Origin of the sequence: Pseudomonas vranovensis DSM 16006 (assembly GCF_000425805.1) — a bacterium.
Lineage (GTDB): Bacteria > Pseudomonadota > Gammaproteobacteria > Pseudomonadales > Pseudomonadaceae > Aquipseudomonas > Aquipseudomonas vranovensis.
The window spans coordinates 370647-391941 of sequence record NZ_AUED01000001.1; the positions used below are offsets into that span (position 1 = coordinate 370647).

The 21295-nt window shown below is 62.6% G+C and carries 21 protein-coding genes; 11 read left to right on the forward strand and 10 right to left on the reverse strand.

The window, feature by feature from the left end:
* Positions 1-181 precede the first annotated feature (181 nt).
* Together H621_RS0101935 and H621_RS0101940 are read left to right on the forward strand one after the other, a co-directional pair.
* Positions 182-2506, forward strand: a complete 2325-nt coding sequence (locus tag H621_RS0101935) for an FdhF/YdeP family oxidoreductase (RefSeq protein WP_028941747.1) — start codon at positions 182-184, stop codon at positions 2504-2506.
* Positions 2507-2588: 82 nt separating this feature from the next.
* Entirely contained in the window at positions 2589-3482 is an 894-nt protein-coding gene (locus H621_RS0101940) for an EamA family transporter (protein ID WP_028941748.1), read from the forward strand.
* Positions 3483-3496: 14 nt separating this feature from the next.
* Here the strand turns inward: H621_RS0101940 and H621_RS0101945 are convergent, their stop codons facing one another.
* Together H621_RS0101945 and H621_RS0101950 are read right to left on the reverse strand one after the other, a co-directional pair.
* Positions 3497-4171, reverse strand: a complete 675-nt coding sequence (locus H621_RS0101945) for a helix-turn-helix transcriptional regulator (protein WP_028941749.1) — start codon at positions 4169-4171, stop codon at positions 3497-3499.
* A gap of 36 nt (positions 4172-4207) precedes the next feature.
* Positions 4208-5632 (reverse strand): MFS transporter, encoded by a 1425-nt coding sequence (locus H621_RS0101950; protein ID WP_028941750.1) that lies wholly within the window; start codon positions 5630-5632, stop codon positions 4208-4210.
* Between the two features lie 170 nt (positions 5633-5802).
* On the opposite strand from H621_RS0101950, the gene H621_RS0101955 reads away from it, so the two are divergent.
* The 3 genes from H621_RS0101955 to H621_RS0101965 all read left to right on the forward strand — a co-directional run bounded on the left by H621_RS0101955 (position 5803) and on the right by H621_RS0101965 (position 6918).
* Positions 5803-6123 (forward strand): YbjQ family protein, encoded by a 321-nt coding sequence (locus H621_RS0101955; RefSeq protein WP_028941751.1) that lies wholly within the window; start codon positions 5803-5805, stop codon positions 6121-6123.
* Between the two features lie 161 nt (positions 6124-6284).
* Positions 6285-6473 carry a hypothetical protein gene (locus tag H621_RS0101960; RefSeq protein WP_028941752.1) on the forward strand — a complete coding sequence of 63 codons (189 nt, stop codon included), beginning with the start codon at positions 6285-6287 and terminating at the stop codon, positions 6471-6473.
* A 142-nt stretch (positions 6474-6615) separates the two neighbouring features.
* A complete protein-coding gene (locus H621_RS0101965) occupies positions 6616-6918 on the forward strand; it encodes a hypothetical protein (RefSeq protein WP_028941753.1) in 303 nt (100 codons plus the stop codon).
* On the opposite strand, the gene H621_RS0101970 is transcribed toward H621_RS0101965, so the two are convergent.
* Together H621_RS0101970 and H621_RS0101975 are read right to left on the reverse strand one after the other, a co-directional pair.
* Positions 6909-7331, reverse strand: a complete 423-nt coding sequence (locus H621_RS0101970) for a group II truncated hemoglobin (protein WP_028941754.1) — start codon at positions 7329-7331, stop codon at positions 6909-6911. The genes H621_RS0101965 and H621_RS0101970 overlap by 10 nt on opposite strands.
* A 103-nt stretch (positions 7332-7434) precedes the next feature.
* Entirely contained in the window at positions 7435-7767 is a 333-nt protein-coding gene (locus H621_RS0101975) for a hypothetical protein (protein ID WP_028941755.1), read from the reverse strand.
* Between the two features lie 366 nt (positions 7768-8133).
* On the opposite strand from H621_RS0101975, the gene H621_RS0101980 reads away from it, so the two are divergent.
* Positions 8134-9624 (forward strand): DASS family sodium-coupled anion symporter, encoded by a 1491-nt coding sequence (locus H621_RS0101980; RefSeq protein WP_028941756.1) that lies wholly within the window; start codon positions 8134-8136, stop codon positions 9622-9624.
* Between the two features lie 63 nt (positions 9625-9687).
* Positions 9688-10149, forward strand: a complete 462-nt coding sequence (locus H621_RS0101985; RefSeq protein ID WP_028941757.1) for a hypothetical protein — start codon at positions 9688-9690, stop codon at positions 10147-10149.
* Positions 10150-10250: 101 nt separating this feature from the next.
* Here H621_RS0101985 and H621_RS0101990 read toward each other — a convergent pair whose 3' ends face one another.
* Both H621_RS0101990 and H621_RS0101995 read right to left on the reverse strand, forming a co-directional pair.
* Positions 10251-10751, reverse strand: a complete 501-nt coding sequence (locus tag H621_RS0101990) for an HIT family protein (protein ID WP_028941758.1) — start codon at positions 10749-10751, stop codon at positions 10251-10253.
* A 12-nt stretch (positions 10752-10763) separates the two neighbouring features.
* Positions 10764-11237, reverse strand: coding sequence for an Lrp/AsnC family transcriptional regulator (locus tag H621_RS0101995; protein WP_036989307.1), 474 nt, complete (start codon positions 11235-11237; stop codon positions 10764-10766).
* A 99-nt stretch (positions 11238-11336) separates the two neighbouring features.
* Here H621_RS0101995 and rarD point away from each other — a divergent pair, with 99 nt between their 5' ends.
* On the forward strand, positions 11337-12272 hold the full coding sequence (gene rarD, locus H621_RS0102000) for an EamA family transporter RarD (protein ID WP_028941760.1): 936 nt from the start codon (positions 11337-11339) through the stop codon (positions 12270-12272).
* On the opposite strand, the gene H621_RS0102005 is transcribed toward rarD, so the two are convergent.
* Positions 12236-13243: a GlxA family transcriptional regulator gene (locus H621_RS0102005; protein WP_028941761.1), complete on the reverse strand. Its 1008-nt coding sequence runs from the start codon at positions 13241-13243 to the stop codon at positions 12236-12238. The two genes, rarD and H621_RS0102005, sit on opposite strands and share 37 nt — an antisense overlap.
* 162 nt (positions 13244-13405) lie before the next feature.
* Between H621_RS0102005 and H621_RS0102010 the strand changes: the two genes are divergently transcribed.
* From H621_RS0102010 to H621_RS0102020, 3 genes are read left to right on the forward strand one after another with little or no spacing between them, the layout of a single operon-like run.
* Complete coding sequence (locus H621_RS0102010; protein ID WP_028941762.1) at positions 13406-13948, forward strand: hypothetical protein; 543 nt, start codon at positions 13406-13408, stop codon at positions 13946-13948.
* Positions 13949-14004: 56 nt separating this feature from the next.
* Entirely contained in the window at positions 14005-16098 is a 2094-nt protein-coding gene (locus H621_RS0102015) for a TonB-dependent siderophore receptor (RefSeq protein ID WP_028941763.1), read from the forward strand.
* Between the two features lie 47 nt (positions 16099-16145).
* Positions 16146-16973 (forward strand): class I SAM-dependent methyltransferase, encoded by an 828-nt coding sequence (locus H621_RS0102020; RefSeq protein WP_028941764.1) that lies wholly within the window; start codon positions 16146-16148, stop codon positions 16971-16973.
* Between the two features lie 89 nt (positions 16974-17062).
* Here the strand turns inward: H621_RS0102020 and H621_RS0102025 are convergent, their stop codons facing one another.
* The 3 genes from H621_RS0102025 to alkB all read right to left on the reverse strand — a co-directional run bounded on the left by H621_RS0102025 (position 17063) and on the right by alkB (position 21146).
* Positions 17063-18970, reverse strand: coding sequence for a DNA topoisomerase III (locus tag H621_RS0102025; protein WP_028941765.1), 1908 nt, complete (start codon positions 18968-18970; stop codon positions 17063-17065).
* Between the two features lie 165 nt (positions 18971-19135).
* Positions 19136-20413 (reverse strand): bifunctional O-acetylhomoserine aminocarboxypropyltransferase/cysteine synthase, encoded by a 1278-nt coding sequence (locus H621_RS0102030; RefSeq protein ID WP_028941766.1) that lies wholly within the window; start codon positions 20411-20413, stop codon positions 19136-19138.
* Between the two features lie 76 nt (positions 20414-20489).
* Positions 20490-21146: a DNA oxidative demethylase AlkB gene (alkB, locus tag H621_RS0102035; protein WP_028941767.1), complete on the reverse strand. Its 657-nt coding sequence runs from the start codon at positions 21144-21146 to the stop codon at positions 20490-20492.
* Positions 21147-21295: the final 149 nt, after the last annotated feature.

Genomic DNA, 21295 nt, shown 5'->3' on the forward strand with positions numbered 1-21295 from the left:
TGTCATTACTTTCGATTGGACGTGCCAGAAGAGGGTCAATAGGCTGGAGCGGTAGAACAACTTGAAGCGTGGCCGGTGTGCAACTGACTGTTAGTTGAATAACACCCGTTAATGATGCCGGACGGCGGCGCTTTGTCTTGAGATTGTTCAAACCGCTGCGTGCACATCGAGGAATATCCTGATGAGTCAAGACGAACACATCAAAAACTATAATGGCCCGGCCGCCGGCTGGGGCGCGCTCAAAAGCGTGACCAAGAGCTGGCTGGGCAGTGACAACGCGTTCAAGAATCTGCGGGCCATGCTCAAGACCAACCAGAACGGCGGTTTCGACTGCCCCGGTTGCGCCTGGGGCGAATCGCCTGAAAGCGATATGGTCAAGTTCTGCGAGAACGGCGCCAAGGCGGTTAACTGGGAGTCTACCGGGCGCTCTGTCGCCCCGGGCTTTTTCGCCCGCTACAGCGTCAGCGCCCTGGCCGACCAGACCGACTATTGGCTCGAATACCAGGGACGACTCACGCATCCGATGCGCTTCGATGCGGCCACTGACCACTATGTGGAGACTTCGTGGGAGGAGGCGTTCGCGCTGATCGCCCGCCACCTTGATGCGCTGGACTCACCCGACCAGGCCGAGTTCTACACCTCGGGCAGGGCCAGTAACGAAGCGGCGTTTTTGTACCAGCTGTTCGTGCGGGCCTTCGGCACCAACAATTTCCCCGACTGCTCGAACATGTGCCATGAGGCCAGTGGGGTAGGGATGGGCGAGGCCCTCGGGGTTGGCAAAGGCACCGTGGTGTATCACGACCTGGAACAAGCCGATGCGATCTTTGTCATCGGCCAGAATCCGGGCACCAACCACCCGCGGATGCTGGAGCCCTTGCGAGAGGCGGTCAAACGCGGCGCCCAGGTGGTGTGCTTCAACCCCCTGAAAGAGCGAGGCCTGGAACGTTTCCAGCACCCGCAGCATCCATTGGAAATGCTCAGCAACGGCTCACGGCCAACCAACACGGCTTACTTTCGCCCAGCCCTGGGCGGTGACATGGCGGTGATGCGCGGTATCGCCAAGTTCCTGCTCAAGTGGGAGCGCGAAGCCCAGGCCAATGGCGAACCGGCGGTGTTCGATCACGCCTTCATTGCCGAGCACACCTCGGGCCTGGACGCCTACCTGGCGGAACTCGATGCCACCACCTGGTCGCACATTGTCGAGCAGTCGGGTCTGAGCCTGGCCGAACTCGAGCTGGCGGCACACATGTACCGGCGTGCCGAGCGGGTGATCATGTGCTGGGCGATGGGGGTGACGCAGCACCGCCATTCGGTGCCGACCGTGCAGGAAATCATCAACCTGCAATTGTTGCGCGGCAATGTCGGCAAGCCGGGCGCAGGTCTTTCGCCGGTGCGCGGTCACAGCAACGTCCAGGGCGACCGCACCATGGGCATCGACGAGAAGCCGCCCACCTGGTTGCTTGACGCGCTGGAGCAGCGATTCGAATTCAAGGTGCCGCGCGAGCACGGGCACAACGCCGTGCTGGCGATCCAGGCCATGGAGGAAAAACGCTCCAAGGTATTCATTGCCCTGGGCGGCAACTTTGCCCAGGCCACCCCCGACACCCCGCGTACCCACGCGGCGTTGCGCAACTGCGAGCTGACGGTACACATCGCCACCAAGCTTAATCGTTCGCACCTGGTCACTGGGCGTGATGCGTTGATCCTGCCTTGCCTGGGCCGTACCGAAATCGATGTGCAGGCCGAAGGTCCACAGGGTGTCACCGTGGAGGACACTTTCAGCATGGTGCATGTGTCCTATGGCCAGTTGAAGCCGCACTCGCCGTTGCTGCGTTCCGAGCCGTGGATCGTAGCCGGCATGGCCAAGGCCACCCTGGGTGACCGGCCGATCGACTGGGACTGGACCGTGGCCGACTACAGTCGTATCCGCGACCTGATCGCCGACACCCTGCCGGGCTTCGAAGATTTCAATGCGCGCTTGCAGCACCCGGGTGGCTTTCACCTGAGTAACGCTGCGGCGGAGCGGCAGTGGCAGACGGAATCGGGCAAGGCGCAATTCAGCCCAAGCGCGTTGCCTGCGCAATTGGTCAATGATGCGGTGCTGGCACGCGGCGACAAGCCCGACCTGATCCTCCAGACCCTGCGCTCCCACGATCAGTACAACACCACTTTGTACGGTCTGGATGATCGCTATCGCGGAGTGTTCGGCCTGCGTGAAGTGGTGTTCGCCAATGAGCAGGACATCCGCCGCCTGGGCTTCACGCCGAACCAGAAGGTAGACCTGGTCTCGCTTTGGGCGGATGGCCGCGAGCGTCGGGTCAGCGGCTTTACCCTGGTGGCCTACGACATTCCCGAGGGGCAGGCGGCGGCCTACTACCCAGAAACCAACCCGCTGGTGCCGCTGGAAAGCTACGGTGACCGAACCTACACGCCGACGTCCAAGTTCATCGCCATCAAGCTGGAGCGCGCGCGGCCCGATAATCGCATTCCCTCGACGAAGCGCTAGGAGGCAGTCCCCGAGGGTGTGCGATCCTCCCCCGATTAGGGGTTATGATGTTGCCAAATATTACAAAGAGCGGGTGGGGACTATGCCATTAAAGGACTTGCTGTTGGCGCTGGTGGTGATCATCGCCTGGGGCGTCAACTTCGTGGTGATCAAGGTGGGCCTGGATGGCCTGCCGCCCATGTTGCTGGGGGCCTTGCGCTTTGCCCTGGTAGCGTTCCCGGCGGTGTTGCTGATCAAGCGCCCGCAGTTGCCGTGGCGCTGGTTGATCGCCTACGGTGCCACCATTTCCCTGGGGCAGTTCGCCTTTCTGTTCGAGGCCATGGGCAACGGTATGCCGCCGGGGCTGGCCTCGCTGGTCCTGCAGTCGCAGGCGTTTTTCACCCTGTTCTTTGCCGCGATGTTCCTGGGTGAACGGCTGCGCGCAGCCAGTGTGCTGGGGCTGTTGGTCGCCGCTGCAGGGCTGGCCCTGATCGGCAGCGAGAACGGCGCCCGCGTGCCGTTTTTCGCCTTGATCCTGACCTTGTGCGCCGCTGCCATGTGGGCCATGGGCAACATCATCACCCGGCGGTTCGGCAACATCGACCTGGTGGCGCTGGTGATCTGGGGCGGGTTGATTCCGCCGTTGCCATTCCTGGCACTGTCGTGGTGGCTGGAAGGGCCGGTGCTGATCGAGAGCGCCCTGCGCGGTATTGGCTGGAGCTCGATCCTGTCACTGGCCTACCTGGCGTTTGTCGCCACCATGCTGGGCTACAGCTTGTGGAGCTACCTGTTGTCGCGCTACCCGGCCGGCAAGGTGGCGCCGTTTTCGCTGCTGGTCCCGGTAGTGGGCCTGAGTTCTTCGGCGTTGCTGCTCGATGAGCGTCTGAGCCCGCTGCAGGGGTGGGGCGCATTGCTGGTGATGGCCGGGCTGCTGATCAATGTGTTCGGTCCCAGGCTGATGGCCGCCCGCAGGCTGTCCGGCCAGGGCGAGGCCTGAGCCAGGAGGCCCGTTCACCCAGCAGTGGACTTAAGGGTGGGTTCAGGGGTGATACGGTAGACGCAACGCCGGTCGCCCGAGAGCAGGTGTTCGCAGCGCTCCACTTGCGCCTGATTGCCGATCACCGCCTGGAATGTCTGCAGCTCTGAGCGGCAGAACCCCTGGCAGCGGCTGGCCGCAACGCAGATCGGGCAATGGTGCTCGATGATCAGCCAACCATCGTCGCAGGTTTGCATCTGCGCCATATAGCCGGCCTGCTCGCGCAATTGCACCAGGGTGCGGACCTTATCCTCCAGGTTCCGGGCCTGGCTGCAGGCATGCTGATACTCCTTGAGGTTTGTGGCCTCCATGCGGCTGATCAGTTGATCGACGCCTTCGGCACCAAACACCTGCTCGACCGATTCGATCAGTTGCAAGGTGAGCACACTGTGGGTGTCGGGGAAGCGTCGTTGCGCAGTCTCGGTGAGTACCCACTTTTGTGACGGTCGCCCGGCACCGCTGGCCGGTGCGCTGATACCAGCGATCAGGTCAGCGCCCTGCAGTTTTTGAAGCTGTTGGCGTGTGGCCTCGAAGCTGATGTGCAGCAGGCTGGCAAGGTCGGTGGTTTTCAGCGGGCCCCGGGTCTTGAGCAGAAACAGAATGCGCTCGGCGGTGGCCGTCGGGAGCGGGGAAGCGGCGGTGTCATGCACGGTGGGCGTCCTGCACAAGGATGGATACGCAATGCATCAGGCCGGGACCTTGGCCGGTGTGCCGGTGATGCGCCAGACCAGCAGCAACGTCAGTACCGGGGCCAGGGCAAACAGCCCGAACAGCCAGGCGGCGGCATTCTGGGCGCCGGCTACACCGCCTGGGTCAACCAGGCCTGCGCCATTACTCACCAGCCCGGCCAGGGCAGCAGCCAGGGCGGTGGCATACAGTTGCACGGTGGTGATCGAGGCCGATGCCAGATTTTCCTCGCCCGGGCGGGCTGCACTCAGCACGCGGGTCAGCAGGTGCGGCCAGCCCAGGCCAATGCCCAGGCCGACGCCGGCCAGGGCCAGGCAGTAACTCGCTACACCGGCTGCGCTGTGCAGCCAATGCGCCTGGGGTGTCATCAATGCCAAGGCCAGCAAGGCCACCACGATCACCGCAGGCCCGAACCGCATCAGGCGTTCGGCCGCCTCGCCCGAGCGGCCGGCACCGAACAGGGCGCCCAAGGTCCAGCCTGCCGCCATGGCGGCAGTCATGTAGCCGGCGGCCAGCGGGCCAAGGCCGTGGATCTGCTGGAGGAAGTACGGCACGAAAATTTCGCTGGTCATGGCTGTGATCAGCAGGCACATCATGGCGTACAGCACGCCCAGACGGGTGCCCAGAGAGTATGAGCCGGTGGGCAGCAGACGCCGTTCAGGGTGACGGTCGAGGCGGGCTATAAGCACGGCGATGGCAAGACCTGCGACGATGCCCAACAGGTTCCACAGCAACTGGCTGGACAGGCTGGCGGTCGAGACCACCAGCACCGAGACGACCAGGCAGGCGATCAGGCCATAGGGCGGGCGCGAGCGCGTTGGCGCAGGGGCGACGATGCTGCCCAGTTGCCGGATCACGATCAGGGCCAGCAGGGCTACCACCGGCAATAACGACCAGAACGCCCAGCGCCAATGGCCGAGTTCCGCGAATACGCCACCGATGGCGGGCCCGCACAGGGTGGCGACGCCCCACATGCCTGAGACCATGGCCATGGCGCGCGGCCACAACGCCTCATCGAACACCAGACGGATCAAGGCATAGCTCAGGGCAAACAGGATGCCACCACCAAACCCCTGCACACTGCGACCGGCCAGCAGCACCGTCATGTTCGGGGCGGCGGCGCACAGGGCCGAGCCTGCGGCAAACACGGCCAATGCCAGCAGGAAGGCGCGTCGCGCGCCGAGGCGTTCGAGCAATCGTGCCGAGAGGGTCGAGCCGATGATCGAGGTGACCACAAACAGCGTGGTGCTCCAGGCATAGAAGGCCAGCCCGCCGATGTCGGCGATCACCGTCGGCAAAATAGTGGTGACGATGTAGACGTTGATGGCGTGCAACCCCACGCCACCGGCCAGGGCGATCGAGCGCAGGGCATTGCGGCCCTTGAGTAGCTGCGCCCAGGAGGCAGACTGAGGGGCAGGGTGCATGCGCGACTCCTTCGCGGATGTGAGTGGGGGAGTCTAGGTGTGCCTGTCGGGTTAAACAAGTTGGTGCTTGTATAAATGGCGGCGGGGCGGCGGCGGGATTTTGTTACCATCGCCTTCTTTTGCCGCCACCTGCGCGCGGCGTACACCCTGCAAGACCGAAGGAGAGCAGCATGATTGTCACCACCACAGGCACCGTCGAAGGCCGTCAGATCGTCGCCTACCTGGATGTGGTCAGCGCCGAGTCGGTACAGGGCATCAACGTGGTACGGGATGTGTTCACCAGTTTTCGCGACTTTTTTGGTGGCCGTTCGCAAACCCTGGAAAGCGCCTTGAAAGAGGCACGCATCCAGGCCACCAACGAGATAAAGGCCCGTGCCCGCAGCCTGCAGGCCGATGCGGTGGTGGGGCTGGACTATGAAATCAGCATGCCGTCGTCCCGTGGCGGGATGGTCGTGGTGTTCGTTACCGGTACTGCCGTCAAGCTCCGCTGAGCCTTGGGTGCGACAATCTGGCCCGGCCATTGGTCGGGCTTTTTGGTTTTCGGCCAGGAAGTCTCTAAATGACCGGCTAGTCTCAGAGGCTCTTGGGTCGGTATTTTCCTGGGCAAACATCTGCTTGCCGGTACCGCCCCGCTGTCAGAGGGAGGCAGGGCATGAGCGAATTCTATTTCGAGGACAACGGCGACGAATTTCCCATCAACAGCCAGGTGCGTTGCGGTCAGGCGGCTTACCGCCTGGGCTTTGCCCACATGACCCTGGATGACTCGGACCAGGTCAAGCCCAGCCATGTGCAACGCGCCAAGCAGGGCAGGTTCATGCCCAGGGTTCCGGCAAAAAAGTGAACAGGTTCACATCACCCCGCCTCCATAGGCGGGGTTTTTTCTGCATTATTTGACCTTGCTCAACGGATGCGAAATAGGCGCTCGCCTGTCGCGCTCAGGTATGACTTACTTGCCCCGCCGTCAACTACACAGGAGCCAGTCGATGCGTATCAGGGAAGAAACTTTCTGGAAATGGGCGGATGCGCAATTGCACAGCCGCAGCCATGAAGAAGCGCTCAGTGACGGTACCAGCATTGACGTCCAGGTCAGGCTGTCACGCACCGGCGCCACGCAACTGTTCCTGGGCATTTATGCGCGCCAGGGCAAAGCAATGGTGGAGGAGTACTACGACAACCGCCCTGGCGAGACCATGACCCGGGCCATGGCCTGGGGTGTAGAGCGTGCTCGCGCGCTGGCCACCGGCTGGCTGCCGCTGGAGCAGGCGCCGCTGCGGCGTCAGGCCTGAGCGTGGCGGTTGCGGCTGGCCTGGACAATACGCTGGGCCGGCACGCGCAACTGGCGCAGCAGGTATTCGGCGAACTCGGGTGAGTAACCCTGTAGCGCAATTGCCTGCTCCATGCAGCTCAACCAGATATCGCTGTGGGACTGATCGATCGGCCATTGAGCATGAAAAGCGGGGATGGCGATCGAGCCATAGCGTTCGCTGAACAGCGCCGGACCGCCGAGCCAGCCGCTGAGAAAACAGGCCAGCTTGTCCCGCGAGGCCTCGAGGCTGTCCGGGTGCATCTGGCGCACTGGGCGGGCACTTGGGGTCTGGTCCATCAGGCGGTAGAAATCGTCGACCAGGCGGCGTAGGCCGTCGATACCGCCAGCAGCCTGGTAGGAGGCATCGCCGGTGCCGAATAGGGGGCTGTTCATAAGCATGCTCTTGAAGAAAAGGCGGTCATTGTAGCCAGTGCGCGCGGCAATGAAAAAAACCCGATCCTTGCGGATCGGGCTTTGCGTGTTGCCGTTGGGTGACTTAGCAGAGGCGGTCGATGACCGCGACCCCCGGTTTGTCCTGCAGCTCGGCCCACTCGTGTTGCAGGGTCTGCAGAACGCGGCCTACGTACTGGGTGTCGGCGGCGGCTTTCTTGCCGACATAGCCCTGGCCACGACGGTACATCTTCAACCGGGCGCGCATGTTCGGCGTACGTTGCTCGAACTGTGCTTCATCGGTCAGTGGCCCCAGGCTGTCGAGACGCACTTCGCCGCGTTCACAGACCCAGAGGATGTGGCTGTCGAGCGTGTCTTTGCGCGCGGCGAACAGCCGGGCCAATTCGTCAACAGTCGGTTGATTGTTCAGATTCATCATAAAGCCCCCTAGACCATTCGTAGTTGAGTTCAAACTCGGCGCACATCACATGTAGCGTTGAAAGAAAGCTGCTACAGCAGCGTCGCAACTGGGGGCTTTTACACGCTGCCTTTTGGGCAGTACCCATCCGCATACAGCTCATGGATCCTTCGAGCTGCCTGGAACACCCTTGCCAGTGTCCCCGATCGGGGAGACGACCTCATCATGCAAGGGCCGATGAACGGCGTCAATATGTTTTGTAGTGATTTTTTTGTGGCACTACATTCTTGTCGGACAATGCTCGATTCCTTGGTAATTGATGCGAATCAGTTCGCCGGTGGGGGATGTATCCGATCATGGCCGCTCATACATTGCACGGAGATTCACATGCGTTCGTCGGCCAGCGCAGCGGATGCGCAAAGCACCCGAATGAAGGTTCCGATCGGCCTGCTGGTGGGGGTTGCCGCCTTGATCGGTGTGCTCTTGTTGCCGCTGCCGGCCGACTTGCCGGTGGCCGGGCACCGGGTACTGGCGATTCTGGCGTTTGCCGTGGTGGTGTGGATCAGCGAGGCGGTCTCGTACGAGGCCAGCGCGATCATGATCACCTCGCTCATGGCTTTTTTGCTCGGTACTGCACCGACCGTGGCCGACCCTTCGGTAACCTATGGTTCGTCCGCAGCCATCAGCCTGGCCCTGACCGGGTTCTCCAACAGCGCCCTGGCCCTGGTGGTCGGCGCCCTGTTCATTGCTGCGGCCATGACCCATACCGGCCTTGACCGGCGCATTGCCCTGGTGACGCTCTCAAGCGTGGGTGTCAGTACCCGGCGCATTCTGCTTGGCGCAGTGGCGGTGACCATCCTGCTCAGCCTGGTGGTGCCCAGCGCCACGGCGCGCAGTGCCTGTGTAGTACCGATCATGATGGGGGTGATTGCCGCCTTCGGTGTCGACAAGCGCTCCAACATCGCCGCCGGAATCATGATCATCGTGGCCCAGGGCACCAGTATCTGGAACATCGGCATCCAGACGGCGGCGGCGCAGAACCTGCTGACGGTGGGCTTCATGGACAAGATGCTCGGCGCCCGGGTGTCGTGGATCGACTGGCTGGTTGCCGGTGCCCCGTGGGCGGTGATCATGTCGGCGGTGCTGATCTTCGTCGTGCTGAAGATGATGCCACCCGAGAGTGACAGCATTCCCGGCGGCAAGGCAGCGGTGAGCAAGACCCTGGCCGAGCTTGGTCCCATGAGCGGAGCGCAGAAGCGCCTGTTGGCGGTGTCGGTCCTGTTGCTGCTGGCCTGGGCCACTGAAGGCAAGTTGCATCACTTCGATACCACTTCGACCACCTATGCGGGCCTGGTGATTCTGCTGTTGCCGCGCCTTGGGGTGATGACCTGGAAAGATGTGCAGGCGCGCATTCCGTGGGGCACGGTGATTGTCTTCGGTGTCGGTATCAGCCTGGGAACCACCTTGCTGACCACCCAGGCCGGGCAATGGCTCGGCGCGCAGGTGGTGGCCCATACCGGGCTGGATCAGTTGGGCACCCTGGGCGTGTTCGCGATCCTGGCGGCGTTCCTGATTCTGATTCACCTTGGTTTTGCCAGTGCCACGGCGCTGACCTCGGCGCTGCTGCCAATTCTTATCTCGGTGTTGCAGACATTGCCGGGTGATTTCAGCCGCCTGGGCATGACCATGGCCCTGGGTTTCGTCGTCAGCTACGGCTTCATTTTGCCGATCAACGCCCCTCAGAACATGGTGTGCCTGGGCACCGAGACCTTCAGTGCCAAGCAATTCGCCCGTGTCGGGATACTGATCACCTTGATCGGGTATCTGCTGATGCTGGTGTTCGCGGCGACCTGGTGGAAATGGCTGGGGTGGATGTAGTGACGCCTCATGTTGGTATTCAAGGTAGGATCGGCACTGGTTTTTTCTGCGATGAGGTTACTTGTGAAATACCCGATCGTTTTACTGCTGAGCCTGATGCCGTTGTTTGCCCAGGCCGTCGAGGTTGGCGAGCGTTTGGCGCCCTGGACCTTGCTGGATCAGCATGACCAGGAATACAGCCTCAATGACCAGACCCGTACCTTGCTGGTGGCGAGCAACATGGAGGGTGCCAAGCTGGTCAAGGCTGCTTTGGCTGATCGTCCCAAAGGGTATCTTGAGGAACGCAATGCGGTGTTCGTTGCTGACATCCAGCGCATGCCGGCATTGATCTCCAAGCTGTTCGCCATCCCGGCCATGCGCGACTACAGCTACCGCGTGCTGCTCGATCGTGAGGGCAGCGTTGCGACGCGCTATGCAGGCGCCGAAGACAAGGTGCTGTGGTTGCAGCTGGACAAGGGGCAAGTGGTGGCGCAGCGTGAGTACGCCACGGCCGAAGAGCTGCGTGAGGCGCTGGAGCAGGATTGAACTGACTTGTGCCATCGCCAGCGGCTGCACAGGCCTGGCCTGTCGCCGCTGCTGGGGAACGAGGCTGGTGACTCGCGTAGCGGCCGTATTCCAGGCAAGGGCTAACGCGGGGCAAGCCCGCTCCTGCAGGCTTGGCGCAAGTGTTCGATCACCTCATCCACCGCGGGTCCTTCGATGGCCGGCGGGGTGGGGCTTTCGCCGAACTCCCGCCAGATGAACAACGTCAGCTCCGCGCCATCAGTGAGGTTTTGCGCCGCTTCCCGCGAGCCGAAGCCTTGCAGCGCCCGATAACGCTCATCCCGCCAGAATGCCCGCTCCACCCAGTCATACACCGGGATGAAATGAAAGTGCAGCGCCAGCCCCGGCATGTGTCCGTAGCGGCTGATGTACAGCCATCTGGGCTTGAGTTCGGTTTCCATGATCCGTTGCACGTCGGCCATCAAACTACCCATCTGCACCAGTGCCTCAGGCGGCAGGTCGGCCAGCGAGTTGATCTGCGCGCGGGTGCCCAGCATCAGGTAACCCGGCAGGGCAGAGGCCAGGTGATGGTTGAGGATCCAGTGTTCGGTCTCGTACAGGATGTGCGACTGCGCAATTTCCATTCGCCAGGGTCCTTAAGCGTGGGAGACCAGGGGCACGTGCAAGGTCGACTTGACCCGCTCCAGCACCACGATGGTCCTGAACCATTTCACATTGGGGTTATCGTGGAAAAGGCGCTGGGTGAGGGCCTGGAACTCGCCCATGCTCGCCACCGTCAGCACCAGCATGAAGTCGGCGTCACCGGTGACGTAGTAGCACTGCTGGATTTCAGGCCCCGAAAACGCCTGTTTCATCACCTGAAGGTCCGCCGACTGGGTGCGGTCGGCGTGTACCTCGACCATCAAGGTGATCACCTGGCCGACTTTTTCCGGGTCGATCACTGCCGTGTTGGCCTGGATGTACCCGGCCTTTTTTAGCCGCTGCATGCGTCGTTGCACCGACGCCGTGGACAGGTGTATCCGCTCGGCCAGTTCGCGCAAGGGCAGGCTGTTGTCCTGTTGCAAGGCGTCGAGCAGTGCTAGGTCGAAGTCGTCGAGCGCAGTATTCATGTGCAAGATTTTCTCATTTGCTGGGTGGAAAACGAGGGCACTTATCAGGCGCAACGCAATAAATTATCACCCTCTGCCCCTGACCAGAAGGCTTGCACCATGGACACTCGCACCCCCAATGCCACCCTTGGCGTTGTGCTCAATATTCTCGCCTCGGTGCTCTTCGCGGTGATGTATGCCTATACCCACTTGCTGCAAGACCTCGGTGGTGAGGAAATCTACGGCTGGCGCATCCTGCTGACGGTGCCTTGCCTGACCCTGATGGTGATCGCCAGCGGCCATTGGCACGAAGTACGCCGCCTGTTTGCGCGGGTGTTTGAAGAACGCCTGTTCTGGGCAGTGCGCCTGCTGTCGGCGGCGCTGCTCGGTGTGCAGTTGTGGTTGTTCATGTGGGCACCGATCAATGGCTATGGCCTGGATGTGTCGCTGGGTTACTTTCTGATGCCGTTGACCATGGTCATTGTCGGTCGCCTGGCCTTCAAGGACAGCATCAGCCGGCTGCAACTACTGGCATGTGCGTTGGCGGCGCTGGGCGTCATCAACCAGATTGCCATTGCCAAGGCCATTACCTGGCCGGTGCTGGCGGTGGGATTGGGCTATCCGCTGTACTTCTGGCTGCGTCGGGTCAGCGACAGCAATACCATGGGTGGGCTGTGGTTCGACATGAGCCTGAGCCTGCCGGTCAGCCTGTTGCTGGTATTCAAGGGCGGGGTGGTGCTGGGTGTGGCCGGCAGTGGTTCGAGCTTGCCCTGGCTGGTAATGGGCCTGGGGGCGATCAGCGCCTCGGCCCTGGCCTTGCAGGCGCTGTCGGGGCCGCGCCTGAACCTGACCCTGTTCGGCCTGTTGATCTACGTTGAGCCGGTGTTGCTGGTACTGGCCTCGGTGCTGCTGGGGGAGACTATCGCACCAGCGCAATGGCCGACGTACATTGCCATCTGGCTGGCGGTGCTGGTGCTGGTGCTGGAAGGGATGATGAGCCTGGGCATCCGTCGTCGCGCTTATTCGCCCAGCCGCTGCTCCCGTGAAGGCGGATAGCCGAAGTAGGCGCTGTAGCACTTGCTGAAGTGCGACACCGAGACAAAGCCGCAGGCGATGGCGACATCCATCAGTGGCAGGTCCGAATACTGCAACAGGCGCCGGCTCTTGGTGATGCGCAGTTCCATGTAGTAGCGGCTGGGCGAGGTACCCAGCTGGGCCTGGAACAGGCGGTCGATCTGGCGGCGCGAGCGCCCGCTGTATTCCGCCAGTTGGTCCAGGCTCAAGGTTTCTTCCAGGTTGTTTTCCATCAGCTCGACAATGGTGCGCAGTGGCGCACTCATGGACTTTTTCGAGCTGCTGTCCACTCGCCGGAAACGCGCACCGGAAAACGCCAGGATCTCCTCGACGCCACCCGCCAGTGCCTCGCCTTGTAGCACCTTGAGCAACGCCAGCATCATTTCCAGCGCGCCGTTGGGGCTGGCGGCGGTCAAGCGGTTGCGGTCCAGCACAAAGCTTGCCGGGGTGATGGTGCTCTGCGCACTGCGCTCGGCGAGGCTCGCCCGTTGTTCGGGGTGGATGGTGCAGCTGTAGTTGTCCAGAACCCCGGCGCGGCCGAGAAAATAGGCGCCGTTCCACAACCCGCCCAGGGCCAGGCCATGGGCGTCGGCATCGACCAGCAAGCGGTCGAGTTCGGGGTATTTGAGCGGCGTGCGCAGGCCGCCGCAGACTACCAGCAGGTCCAGTGACTCCAGCGCGTTGCGCTCGATACGGGTCGCATAGATATCCAGGCCCAGGTCGCTGGTCACGCGTTCGCTGCCCAGCGACAGCGGGGTGATGGCGAACAACTCGGCTTGCAGCAGGTTGGCGGTGACCAGCACATCCATGGCCACGGTGAAGCTGGCCATGGAAAAGTTCTCCAGCAGCAAGAAGCCCACGCGGTAGGCCGGCGCGGACGGGCTCTGGGGGTGTTTGAGATTCAGCATGTTTGTTGTACTGGTTTTCTGGCTGAAGTGACGAGGGGTGGGCAATTTGAGCTCCGCAGGGCAGGGGTGACGGCACCGCTGGATGATGCCAGAGATTGGCACTTTGCACCGCGTCTCGATGTGCGTGTGGCGTATCGCTTTCGCGTCCGGGATAGGGCCTAATCGAAGGTACACACCTGACGCTCGCGCCACACATGGAGCCGCGACATGCCCACATCCCACCTTGACCCGCTGCGCCGCGAGATCGTGCAACTGCAGGTCACGCCACCTCCCGCGCCCTGGCAGTTGAAGGCGCGCCTTAGCATCGTGGGCCTGATGGAAGTCGGCTTTGACCGCGACAGCGAGCTGTTGCTGGTCGCCTCAAGTTCCGGGCGCAGCGTGATTGACTGCCACACCGGCGAAAAGGTCGCGCGCGACCGCACCGACAACTTGGGCAGCGACCGCTTTCTGGAAACCCGGGGCCTGGGGCCGTTGCGGGACCGGGTGATCCCTATGGCCGGAATACATGGTGGCCGCCTGCCGGTGGCCACTGCCGACGGCTGGATGATCGAAGACATCACCCTGGCCTGGCCCGAGCAGCACTTGCTGCTGGTCGAGCCAGGGTCGTGGCTGCACGGCGCGCGGTATCATCGGCCAGCGGTGTTTCACAAGTTGGGGGTGGAGCTTGAAGTGCGCGCGTTCGGGTTTTCCTATAGCGGCCTGAGCCTGGTGCTGGCGACAGCTGGAGAGCTGGTGGTTTTTGGCCGGTAATCTTTTATGTTTCGCTCCTTATTGTTATGTTATTACATAATTTTAAGGAGCCTCCCATGTACGCCCCCTTCGCAAGGTTGTCCCTCGGTTTGTCTGTTTCATTGCTTGCCTTGCCAGCAGCGGCCGCCGCCCCGGTCTTGCTCGATGCCTTGAGCGTCACCGATCGCCCACTCGAAGAAACCGCCAATGGCCCCGTGCAGGGCTATCGCGCGACCCGTTCAAGCACAGCAACCCGGACGGATACCGACATTCGCGACACGCCCCAGAGCATTGCCGTGGTGCCGAGCCAGGTGCTCGATGACCTCAACACCACGCGTATCGACCGCGCCCTGGATTTTGCCGGCGGCGTGAGTCGGCAGAACAATTTCGGTGGCCTGACTTTCCTCAACTACAGCGTGCGTGGCTTTACTACCGGCGAGTTGTACAAGAACGGCTTTGCCGTCAACCGTGGCAGTTACAGCGCTCCGGACACCTCGAACATCGAGCGCATCGAAGTGCTCAAGGGACCGGCAGCCAGCTTGTATGGGCGAGGGGATCCGGGCGGGCTGGTGAACATCGTCACCAAGCGGCCTCAAGCCGAGGCCTTCACTCACTTCAAAGCGAGCGCCGGCAGTTGGGACCGTTACCGCAGCAGCCTGGACGTGAACACGCCCCTGAGCGAAGACGGCCGTGTGCTTTCACGGGTGAACATGGCGGTGGAGGACAATGGCAGCTTTCGCGATTACGTCGGCAGCGAGCGGCGCATCGTCAGCCCCTCGCTGAGCTGGCAGTTGAGCCCGGACACTCTGGTGTCGCTCGACAGCGAGTTCTCGCGCACCGAGTCAGTGTTCGACCGCGGTATACCGGCGGTGAACAACGAGCTGGGACCGGTCAGCCGCTCGCGTTTTTTCGGCGAGCCCAATGACGGGCGTATCCGCAACGACAACCAGACGCTCGACCTGACCCTGGAACACTACCTTTCCGAAAACTGGAAGCTGCGCCTGGCCAACCATTACACCCAGGGCCGACTCAAGGGCAACAGTTCCGAGCCGCAACGCCTGGTGGGCAATACGCTCAGCCGTTTTTATCGCGAGCGCAGTTTCGAGTGGAACGACACCATCACCCAGGCCGAGCTGCACGGCGAGTTCGACGTTGGCAGTTGGCAACACCAGAGCCTGATCGGCCTCGAATACGAGAACTACCGCAACAGCCAGAAGTACCCGCAGAGCGTGACGACACCCGCCTATGGCCTGGACATCTACAACCCGGTGTATGGCAAACCCAAGCCTGCGCTGGTCAACCCCAACGACTTCTTCGAACGCACCGAAAGCTATGCGCTCAACCTGCAGGACCAGATCACCTTCACCGAGCGCCTGCGCGGCCTGGTCGGCGTGCGACTGGAGCACATCGAACAGACGGCGCAGAACCGCACCAGCCAAGTCAGCAACACGCAGAAGAAAGACGTGGCCACCCCGCGTGTGGGGCTGCTGTACCAGCTGACTCCTGAAGTCGGTGTGTTCGCCAATGCGTCCACCTCGTTCAAGCCCAACAGCATCGGTACCCGGGGCCAGGTGTACAAGCCGGAGAAGGGCCTGGGTTACGAGACGGGCTTGAAGCTCGACCTGTTCGACAGCCGCCTGGGCGCGACCCTGGCGCTGTTTCACATCGACAAGGAAAACGTCATCACCACCGATGCCTTTGGTGACAGCATCGCAGCCGGAAAGGCGCGCAGCCAGGGCGTCGACCTGCAGTTCAGCGGCCAGCTCAGCGAAGCGCTGCGGGTAATTGGCGCCTATGCCTATATCGATGCCGAAGTGACCAAGGGCGATGCCAACCTGCCCAAGGGCAGCGACCTGCTGGGTATACCGCAACACAGCGCAAGCCTGATGGCCGTGTATGAATTCCAGAGCGGATTTCTGCAGGGGTCGGATGTAGGCGCGGCGGCCAACTATGTCGGTGAGCGCTCGGGGCAGGCGGGCAGCAGCTTCCGGCTGCCGAGCTACAGCACGGTGGATTTGCTGGCCCACTATAAGGTGAGTGAAGACGCCACTGTCGGGCTCAACCTGAACAACCTGTTCGACCGCAAGTACTACGAGCGCGGCTACAACGCGGTGTGGAACCTGCCGGGCGAGCCGCGCAACTTGATGGTCAGTTTGAGCCTGGCGCTTTGAGCCGACTATAGTTCCAGCTCTTCGCCGATTACCCTGAAAGGACTGTCATGAGCGACTCGATGGAACTGAACCGCCAGAGCTGGGACGAGAGGGCGCCGCTGCATGCGGCGTCCAGCGACTATGAAGTCGATGCGTTTGTTGCCGACCCCGCGCATTTGAGCGAGGTCGTGCGCTTCGATGTTCCACGTCTGGGCGATATCCACGGCGCACGCACGGTGCATCTGCAATGCCATATCGGTACTGACACCTTGTCGCTCGCACGACTCGGAGCCCGGGTGACGGGGCTGGATTTTTCAGCGCAATCGCTGCTTCAAGCCCGTGCCCTGGCCAAGCGTTGCGACACGTTGATCGACTATGTCGAGTCGGATGTGTACGCCGCTGACCAGGTGTTGGAAGCGGGCAGCTTCGACCTGGTGTACACCGGCATCGGCGCGTTGATCTGGCTGCCCAGCATCGAGCGCTGGGCGCGTACCGTGGCGGCGTTGCTCAAGCCTGGTGGGCGCTTGTTCCTGCGTGAAGGGCATCCGATGCTGCTGGCGGTGAACGAGGATCATCGCGACAAACTGGTGATCGAGTTTCCGTATTTCGAGCGTGAGGCGCCGACGGTCTGGGACAGTGACCAGACCTATGTCCAGACCGACACGCCGCTGACACAGACCGTCACCCACGAGTGGAACCATGGCCTGGGCGAGGTCGTCAGCGCCTTGCTGGGCCATGGCCTGCTGATCACTGCGCTGGTAGAGCATGACAGCATCCCGTGGGAAGCCTTGCCGGGGCAGATGAGCCTGCAGGACAACGGTGAGTGGGTATTGAGCCAGGACCGCTGGCGGCTGCCATTGAGCTATACCCTGCAGGCCATGAAACCGAGGTCATAGATAACCCTGCAGGAGCGGCGGTGCGACGTCTCGACTTGCCCCGCGATAGCGATCTGAGCGTCGCATCGCATCGCGGGGCAAGCCTGCTTCTACGGTTTGGGTTTGGCTTTGCGCGTGCTGCTCTTGCGCTTCTTCTTCCACGGCGCACGCGCCGGTGCAGGGCCGCTGATGGTCAGGCTCAATCCGGCACAGCGCTCCACCTGCTTGGTCATCCACGCCGACTGCTTGGCGACGAACTCTTCCAGGCTCATCTCGCCACTCTGGACCATGTCCAGGGCCTGCTCCCAGATCGCGGTAGTGCCAGGGTCGGCTATGGCCCGGGGCACGCTGTCGATCAAGCCGAAGGCTGCCGGGGTGGCGCTCAAGGCCTTGCCGTTCTTGACCAGGTAGCCGCGATCCAGCAAGCCTTGGATGATGCCGGCACGGGTGGCCTCGGTGCCGATGCCGGTGGTGTCCTTGAGTTTTTGTTTAAGGCGCGGGTCGTCCACCAGTTTGGCAACGTTCTTCATCGCCTTGATCAGGTCCCCTTCGGTGAAGGGTTTGGGCGGTTGGGTCCATAAATCCTTGAGGTTGACCTCGGCCACGGCGCAGTCCTGGCCTTCGCGCAGTGGCGGCAGTACCTGGGCCACCGGCGCTTCACGGCCTTTGGCCGGGGTCAGGGCTTCGGGCAGGGCGCGGCGCCAGCCAGGCTCGACGATCTGTTTGCCCACCGCGCGCAAGGCAAAGCCTGCGCAGTCGAAGTCGGCCTGGGTACGGTCGTACTCGTGGTTGGGCAGGAACTGCGCCAGGTAGCGGGCCCGGATCAGGGTATAGACCGCCTTGTACTTGGCCGGCAAGCGTGACGGATCACTGGCCGCGGCAGTCGGGATGATACCGTGGTGGGCGCTGACCTTGGCGTCGTTCCAGGCCCGTGAGCGGCGCTGGGCTTGCAAGTGCCCCTGTAACGGCGCAAGGCTTGGATCGGCGCGCAGCAAGGCGGCAAGAATGGTCGGTGCCTCGGCGTGCTGGCTCAACGGCAGGTAGCCGCAGTCGCTGCGCGGGTAGGTGATGAGCTTGTGGGTTTCGTACAGCGCCTGGGCGATGTCGAGGGTTTCCTGGGCGCCGAGGCCGAGTTTCTTCGAGCACAGCTCCTGCAGGGTGCCGAGGTCGAAGGGCAGCGGTGCGGCTTCACGCACGCGCTCAGTGGCCACGTTTACCACCCGGGCAGCGACCGCATTGCCGATGGCTGCTGCAGCCTGCCGGGCCAGGGCTTGATTGAGACAGCGGCCCTGATCGTCGCAGGCGTCTTCGGCGGCCCGCCATTGCGCGGTGAAGCGGGTGCCCGCGCTGTCGAGCTGTACATCAATGGCCCAGAACGCCACTGGCACGAAATCGGCGATGCTGCGGTCGCGGTCAACCACCAGGCGCAGGGTCGGCGTTTGCACCCGGCCTACGGGCAGCACGCCCTGGTAGCCGGACTGACGTCCGAGCAGGGTGAAGAGCCGGCTCATGTTCATGCCGATCAACCAGTCGGCACGCGAGCGACCCAGGGCCGAGTGATACAGGCTGAAGGTCTCGGTGCCGGGCTTGAGCGCGGCCAGGGCCTTGCGAATCGAGGCGTCATCCAGCGCCGACAACCACAACCGGCGAATCGGTCCGCGATAGCGGCAGTGTTCCACCAGCTCCCGGGCGATCATCTCCCCCTCACGGTCGGCATCGGTGGCGATTACCAGCTCCCGGGCTTCACCGAGCAGGCGCTTGACTGCCTTGAACTGGCTGGCAGTCTTGGGCTTGACCAGCATCTTCCACTGGCTGGGAATGATCGGCAGGTCGGCCAGAACCCAGCGCTTGTAGCGGGCATCGTAGCTGTCGGGCGGAGCGGTTTCGAGCAGGTGGCCGATGCACCAGGTGACGGTGACATCGGTACCTACCCAGCAGCCATCGCCCCGGCGGTTGGCGCCGAGGACCTTGGCGATATCCTTGGCCTGGGAGGGTTTTTCGCAGAGAAACAGGCGCATGCCGGCGGGGTGTCGTTCTGTGGCTGGGGAGGGCATAGCATGCGCAGGAACGAAGGGAGTGGCAAGTTTTATCTGTATGCATATACAGCTTTGTGGGGCGGGCTTGTTCCGCGCCAGCGATCGGGCAGTTACATCGCTGTCGCGGGGCAAGCCCGCTCCTGCAGGTTACGACCTGCTGGCTTCCAGTGCCTGGCTCAGGTCGGCGATGATGTCGTCGCAATGCTCGATACCGATCGACAAACGCACCATGTCGCGCGGCACACCGGCCTTTTCCAGTTCTTCATCATTGAGCTGGCGGTGAGTGGTCGAGGCCGGGTGGCAGGCCAGGGACTTGGCGTCCCCGATGTTTACCAGCCGCACCACCAGCTTCAGCGCATCAATGAAGCGCGCCCCGGCCTCTTGCCCGCCCTTGATCCCGAACGACAGGATCGACGCCGGCTTGCCCTGGGTGTAACGCAGGGCCAGGTCATGCTCGGGGTGGTCGGGCAGGCCCGCGTATTTGACCCAGGCCACCTGGTCATGGGCCTGCAGGTAATGGGCAACCTTCAAGGCGTTCTCGGTGTGGCGCTCCATGCGCAAAGCCAGGGTCTCCAGGCCTTGCAGAATAAGGAAGGCGTTGAACGGTGACAGTGCCGCACCAGTGTTGCGCAGAGGCACCACCCGACAACGACCGATGAAGGCCGCAGGGCCGAAGGCTTCGGTGTAGGTCACACCGTGGTAGGACGGATCGGGCGTATTGAGCAGGGCGAAGCGCTCCTTGTGATCGGCCCAGGGGAAGGTGCCCGAGTCGATCACAATGCCACCAATGCTGGTGCCGTGCCCGCCGATGTACTTGGTCAACGAATGCACGACGATATCGGCGCCGTGCTCGAACGGCCGGCACAGGATCGGGGTGGCCACGGTGTTGTCGACAATCAACGGCACGCCGTGGCGGTGGGCGGCATCGGCCAGCGCCTGCACGTCGACGATGTTGCCGGCCGGGTTGCCGATCGACTCGCAGAACACCGCCTTGGTGTTGCTGTCGATCAGCGCCTCGAGGGCGTCGATGTCGTCATGGGCGGCGAAGCGGGTCTGGATACCAAAGCGTGGCAGGGTATGGGCCAGCAGGTTATAAGTGCCGCCATAGAGCTTGGCCACCGAAACAATGTTGTCACCGGCCTGGGCCACGGTCTGGATGGCATAGGTAATGGCCGCCATGCCCGACGCTACCGCCAGGGCACCGACCCCGCCTTCAAGGGCGGCCATACGCTGTTCGAGCACATCATTGGTAGGGTTCATGATGCGGCTGTAGATGTTGCCGGCCACCTTCAGGTCAAACAGGTCGGCACCGTGCTGGGTGTCATCGAAGGCGAACGAAGTGGTCTGGTAGATCGGTACGGCCACGGCCTTGGTGGTGGGGTCGGGACTGAAGCCCGCGTGGATGGCCAGGGTTTCCAGCTTCATGCAATCGTTCCTTGAAAGGCGGGGAGGAGGCCGATCATGGAGCGCCTGCCTGGCGCCGGTCAAGGCAGGCGGCGGGTTATCCGGCCGAGCGCAAGGTCAAGTTGATCCGCCGACTGCCCAGCAGCGGATGCACCCCAGGCTTGAGCGGTTGCACGCCATGAAAGCGCAGCCGGTCCTCGCCGCCCCAGACCAGCACATCGCCATGGCGAAGCTCGATACGCTGGGTGGGATCGCCGCGTTTGTGGCCACCCAGTAGAAACACCGCCGGCAACCCCAGCGATACCGACACGATGGGCTGAGTAAAGTCGCGCTCGTCGCGGTCCTGATGCAGGCTCAATCGATGACCGGGGCGGTAGCAATTGACCAGGCAGGCATCGGGTACAAACCCTTCAAACCCGGCGGCATCGGCAGCGCTACTGGCCAGTCTCAGCAGCGCTTCGGGCAAAGTTGGCCAGGGGCGACCACTCAGTGGATCGACCGGACTGTAGCGGTAGCCCTGAGCATCACTGACCCAGCCCAAGCGGCCACAGTTGGTCAACCCCACCGCCATCTTCAATCCGCCTGGGGTGACCATATGGCGAAAGGGCGCCTCGCCGATGACCGTGCGCAATGCTGGTAACAACACCGGTACCGCGGGCAAGGCAAAACCGGGCAGTACCACTGCACGTGCAGCGACCCACTGTGGTGGCTGCGGGCTCGTGGGGTTGAACAGATCCAGTTCGGTTTGCATCATTGGCGCGGATATCCGGAACGGAGCGGGGCATAACCTGTATGATAAGACCCTTTGCCGGGCTGGCGTCACCCCGAATCCTGCGTGCAAACCCCGGCGCACTGCTCATCAGCGCTCTTGATTGAAAAAAATAAAACTTTTTGAATTCAAGG

Excerpts from the sequence above, each read along its gene's own strand:
- H621_RS0101935 (WP_028941747.1), top strand. The coding sequence starts at position 182 with ATGAGTCAAGACGAACACATCAAAAACTATAATGGCCCGGCCGCCGGC.
- H621_RS0101940 (WP_028941748.1), top strand. The coding sequence starts at position 2,589 with ATGCCATTAAAGGACTTGCTGTTGGCGCTGGTGGTGATCATCGCCTGG.
- H621_RS0101950 (WP_028941750.1), bottom strand. The coding sequence starts at position 5,632 with ATGCACCCTGCCCCTCAGTCTGCCTCCTGGGCGCAGCTACTCAAGGGC.
- H621_RS0101955 (WP_028941751.1), top strand. The coding sequence starts at position 5,803 with ATGATTGTCACCACCACAGGCACCGTCGAAGGCCGTCAGATCGTCGCC.
- H621_RS0101960 (WP_028941752.1), top strand. The coding sequence starts at position 6,285 with ATGAGCGAATTCTATTTCGAGGACAACGGCGACGAATTTCCCATCAAC.
- H621_RS0101965 (WP_028941753.1), top strand. The coding sequence starts at position 6,616 with ATGCGTATCAGGGAAGAAACTTTCTGGAAATGGGCGGATGCGCAATTG.
- H621_RS0101970 (WP_028941754.1), bottom strand. The coding sequence starts at position 7,331 with ATGAACAGCCCCCTATTCGGCACCGGCGATGCCTCCTACCAGGCTGCT.
- H621_RS0101975 (WP_028941755.1), bottom strand. The coding sequence starts at position 7,767 with ATGATGAATCTGAACAATCAACCGACTGTTGACGAATTGGCCCGGCTG.
- H621_RS0101980 (WP_028941756.1), top strand. The coding sequence starts at position 8,134 with ATGCGTTCGTCGGCCAGCGCAGCGGATGCGCAAAGCACCCGAATGAAG.
- H621_RS0101990 (WP_028941758.1), bottom strand. The coding sequence starts at position 10,751 with ATGGAAATTGCGCAGTCGCACATCCTGTACGAGACCGAACACTGGATC.
- H621_RS0101995 (WP_036989307.1), bottom strand. The coding sequence starts at position 11,237 with ATGAATACTGCGCTCGACGACTTCGACCTAGCACTGCTCGACGCCTTG.
- rarD (WP_028941760.1), top strand. The coding sequence starts at position 11,337 with ATGGACACTCGCACCCCCAATGCCACCCTTGGCGTTGTGCTCAATATT.
- H621_RS0102010 (WP_028941762.1), top strand. The coding sequence starts at position 13,406 with ATGCCCACATCCCACCTTGACCCGCTGCGCCGCGAGATCGTGCAACTG.
- H621_RS0102015 (WP_028941763.1), top strand. The coding sequence starts at position 14,005 with ATGTACGCCCCCTTCGCAAGGTTGTCCCTCGGTTTGTCTGTTTCATTG.
- H621_RS0102020 (WP_028941764.1), top strand. The coding sequence starts at position 16,146 with ATGAGCGACTCGATGGAACTGAACCGCCAGAGCTGGGACGAGAGGGCG.
- H621_RS0102025 (WP_028941765.1), bottom strand. The coding sequence starts at position 18,970 with ATGCGCCTGTTTCTCTGCGAAAAACCCTCCCAGGCCAAGGATATCGCC.
- H621_RS0102030 (WP_028941766.1), bottom strand. The coding sequence starts at position 20,413 with ATGAAGCTGGAAACCCTGGCCATCCACGCGGGCTTCAGTCCCGACCCC.
- alkB (WP_028941767.1), bottom strand. The coding sequence starts at position 21,146 with ATGATGCAAACCGAACTGGATCTGTTCAACCCCACGAGCCCGCAGCCA.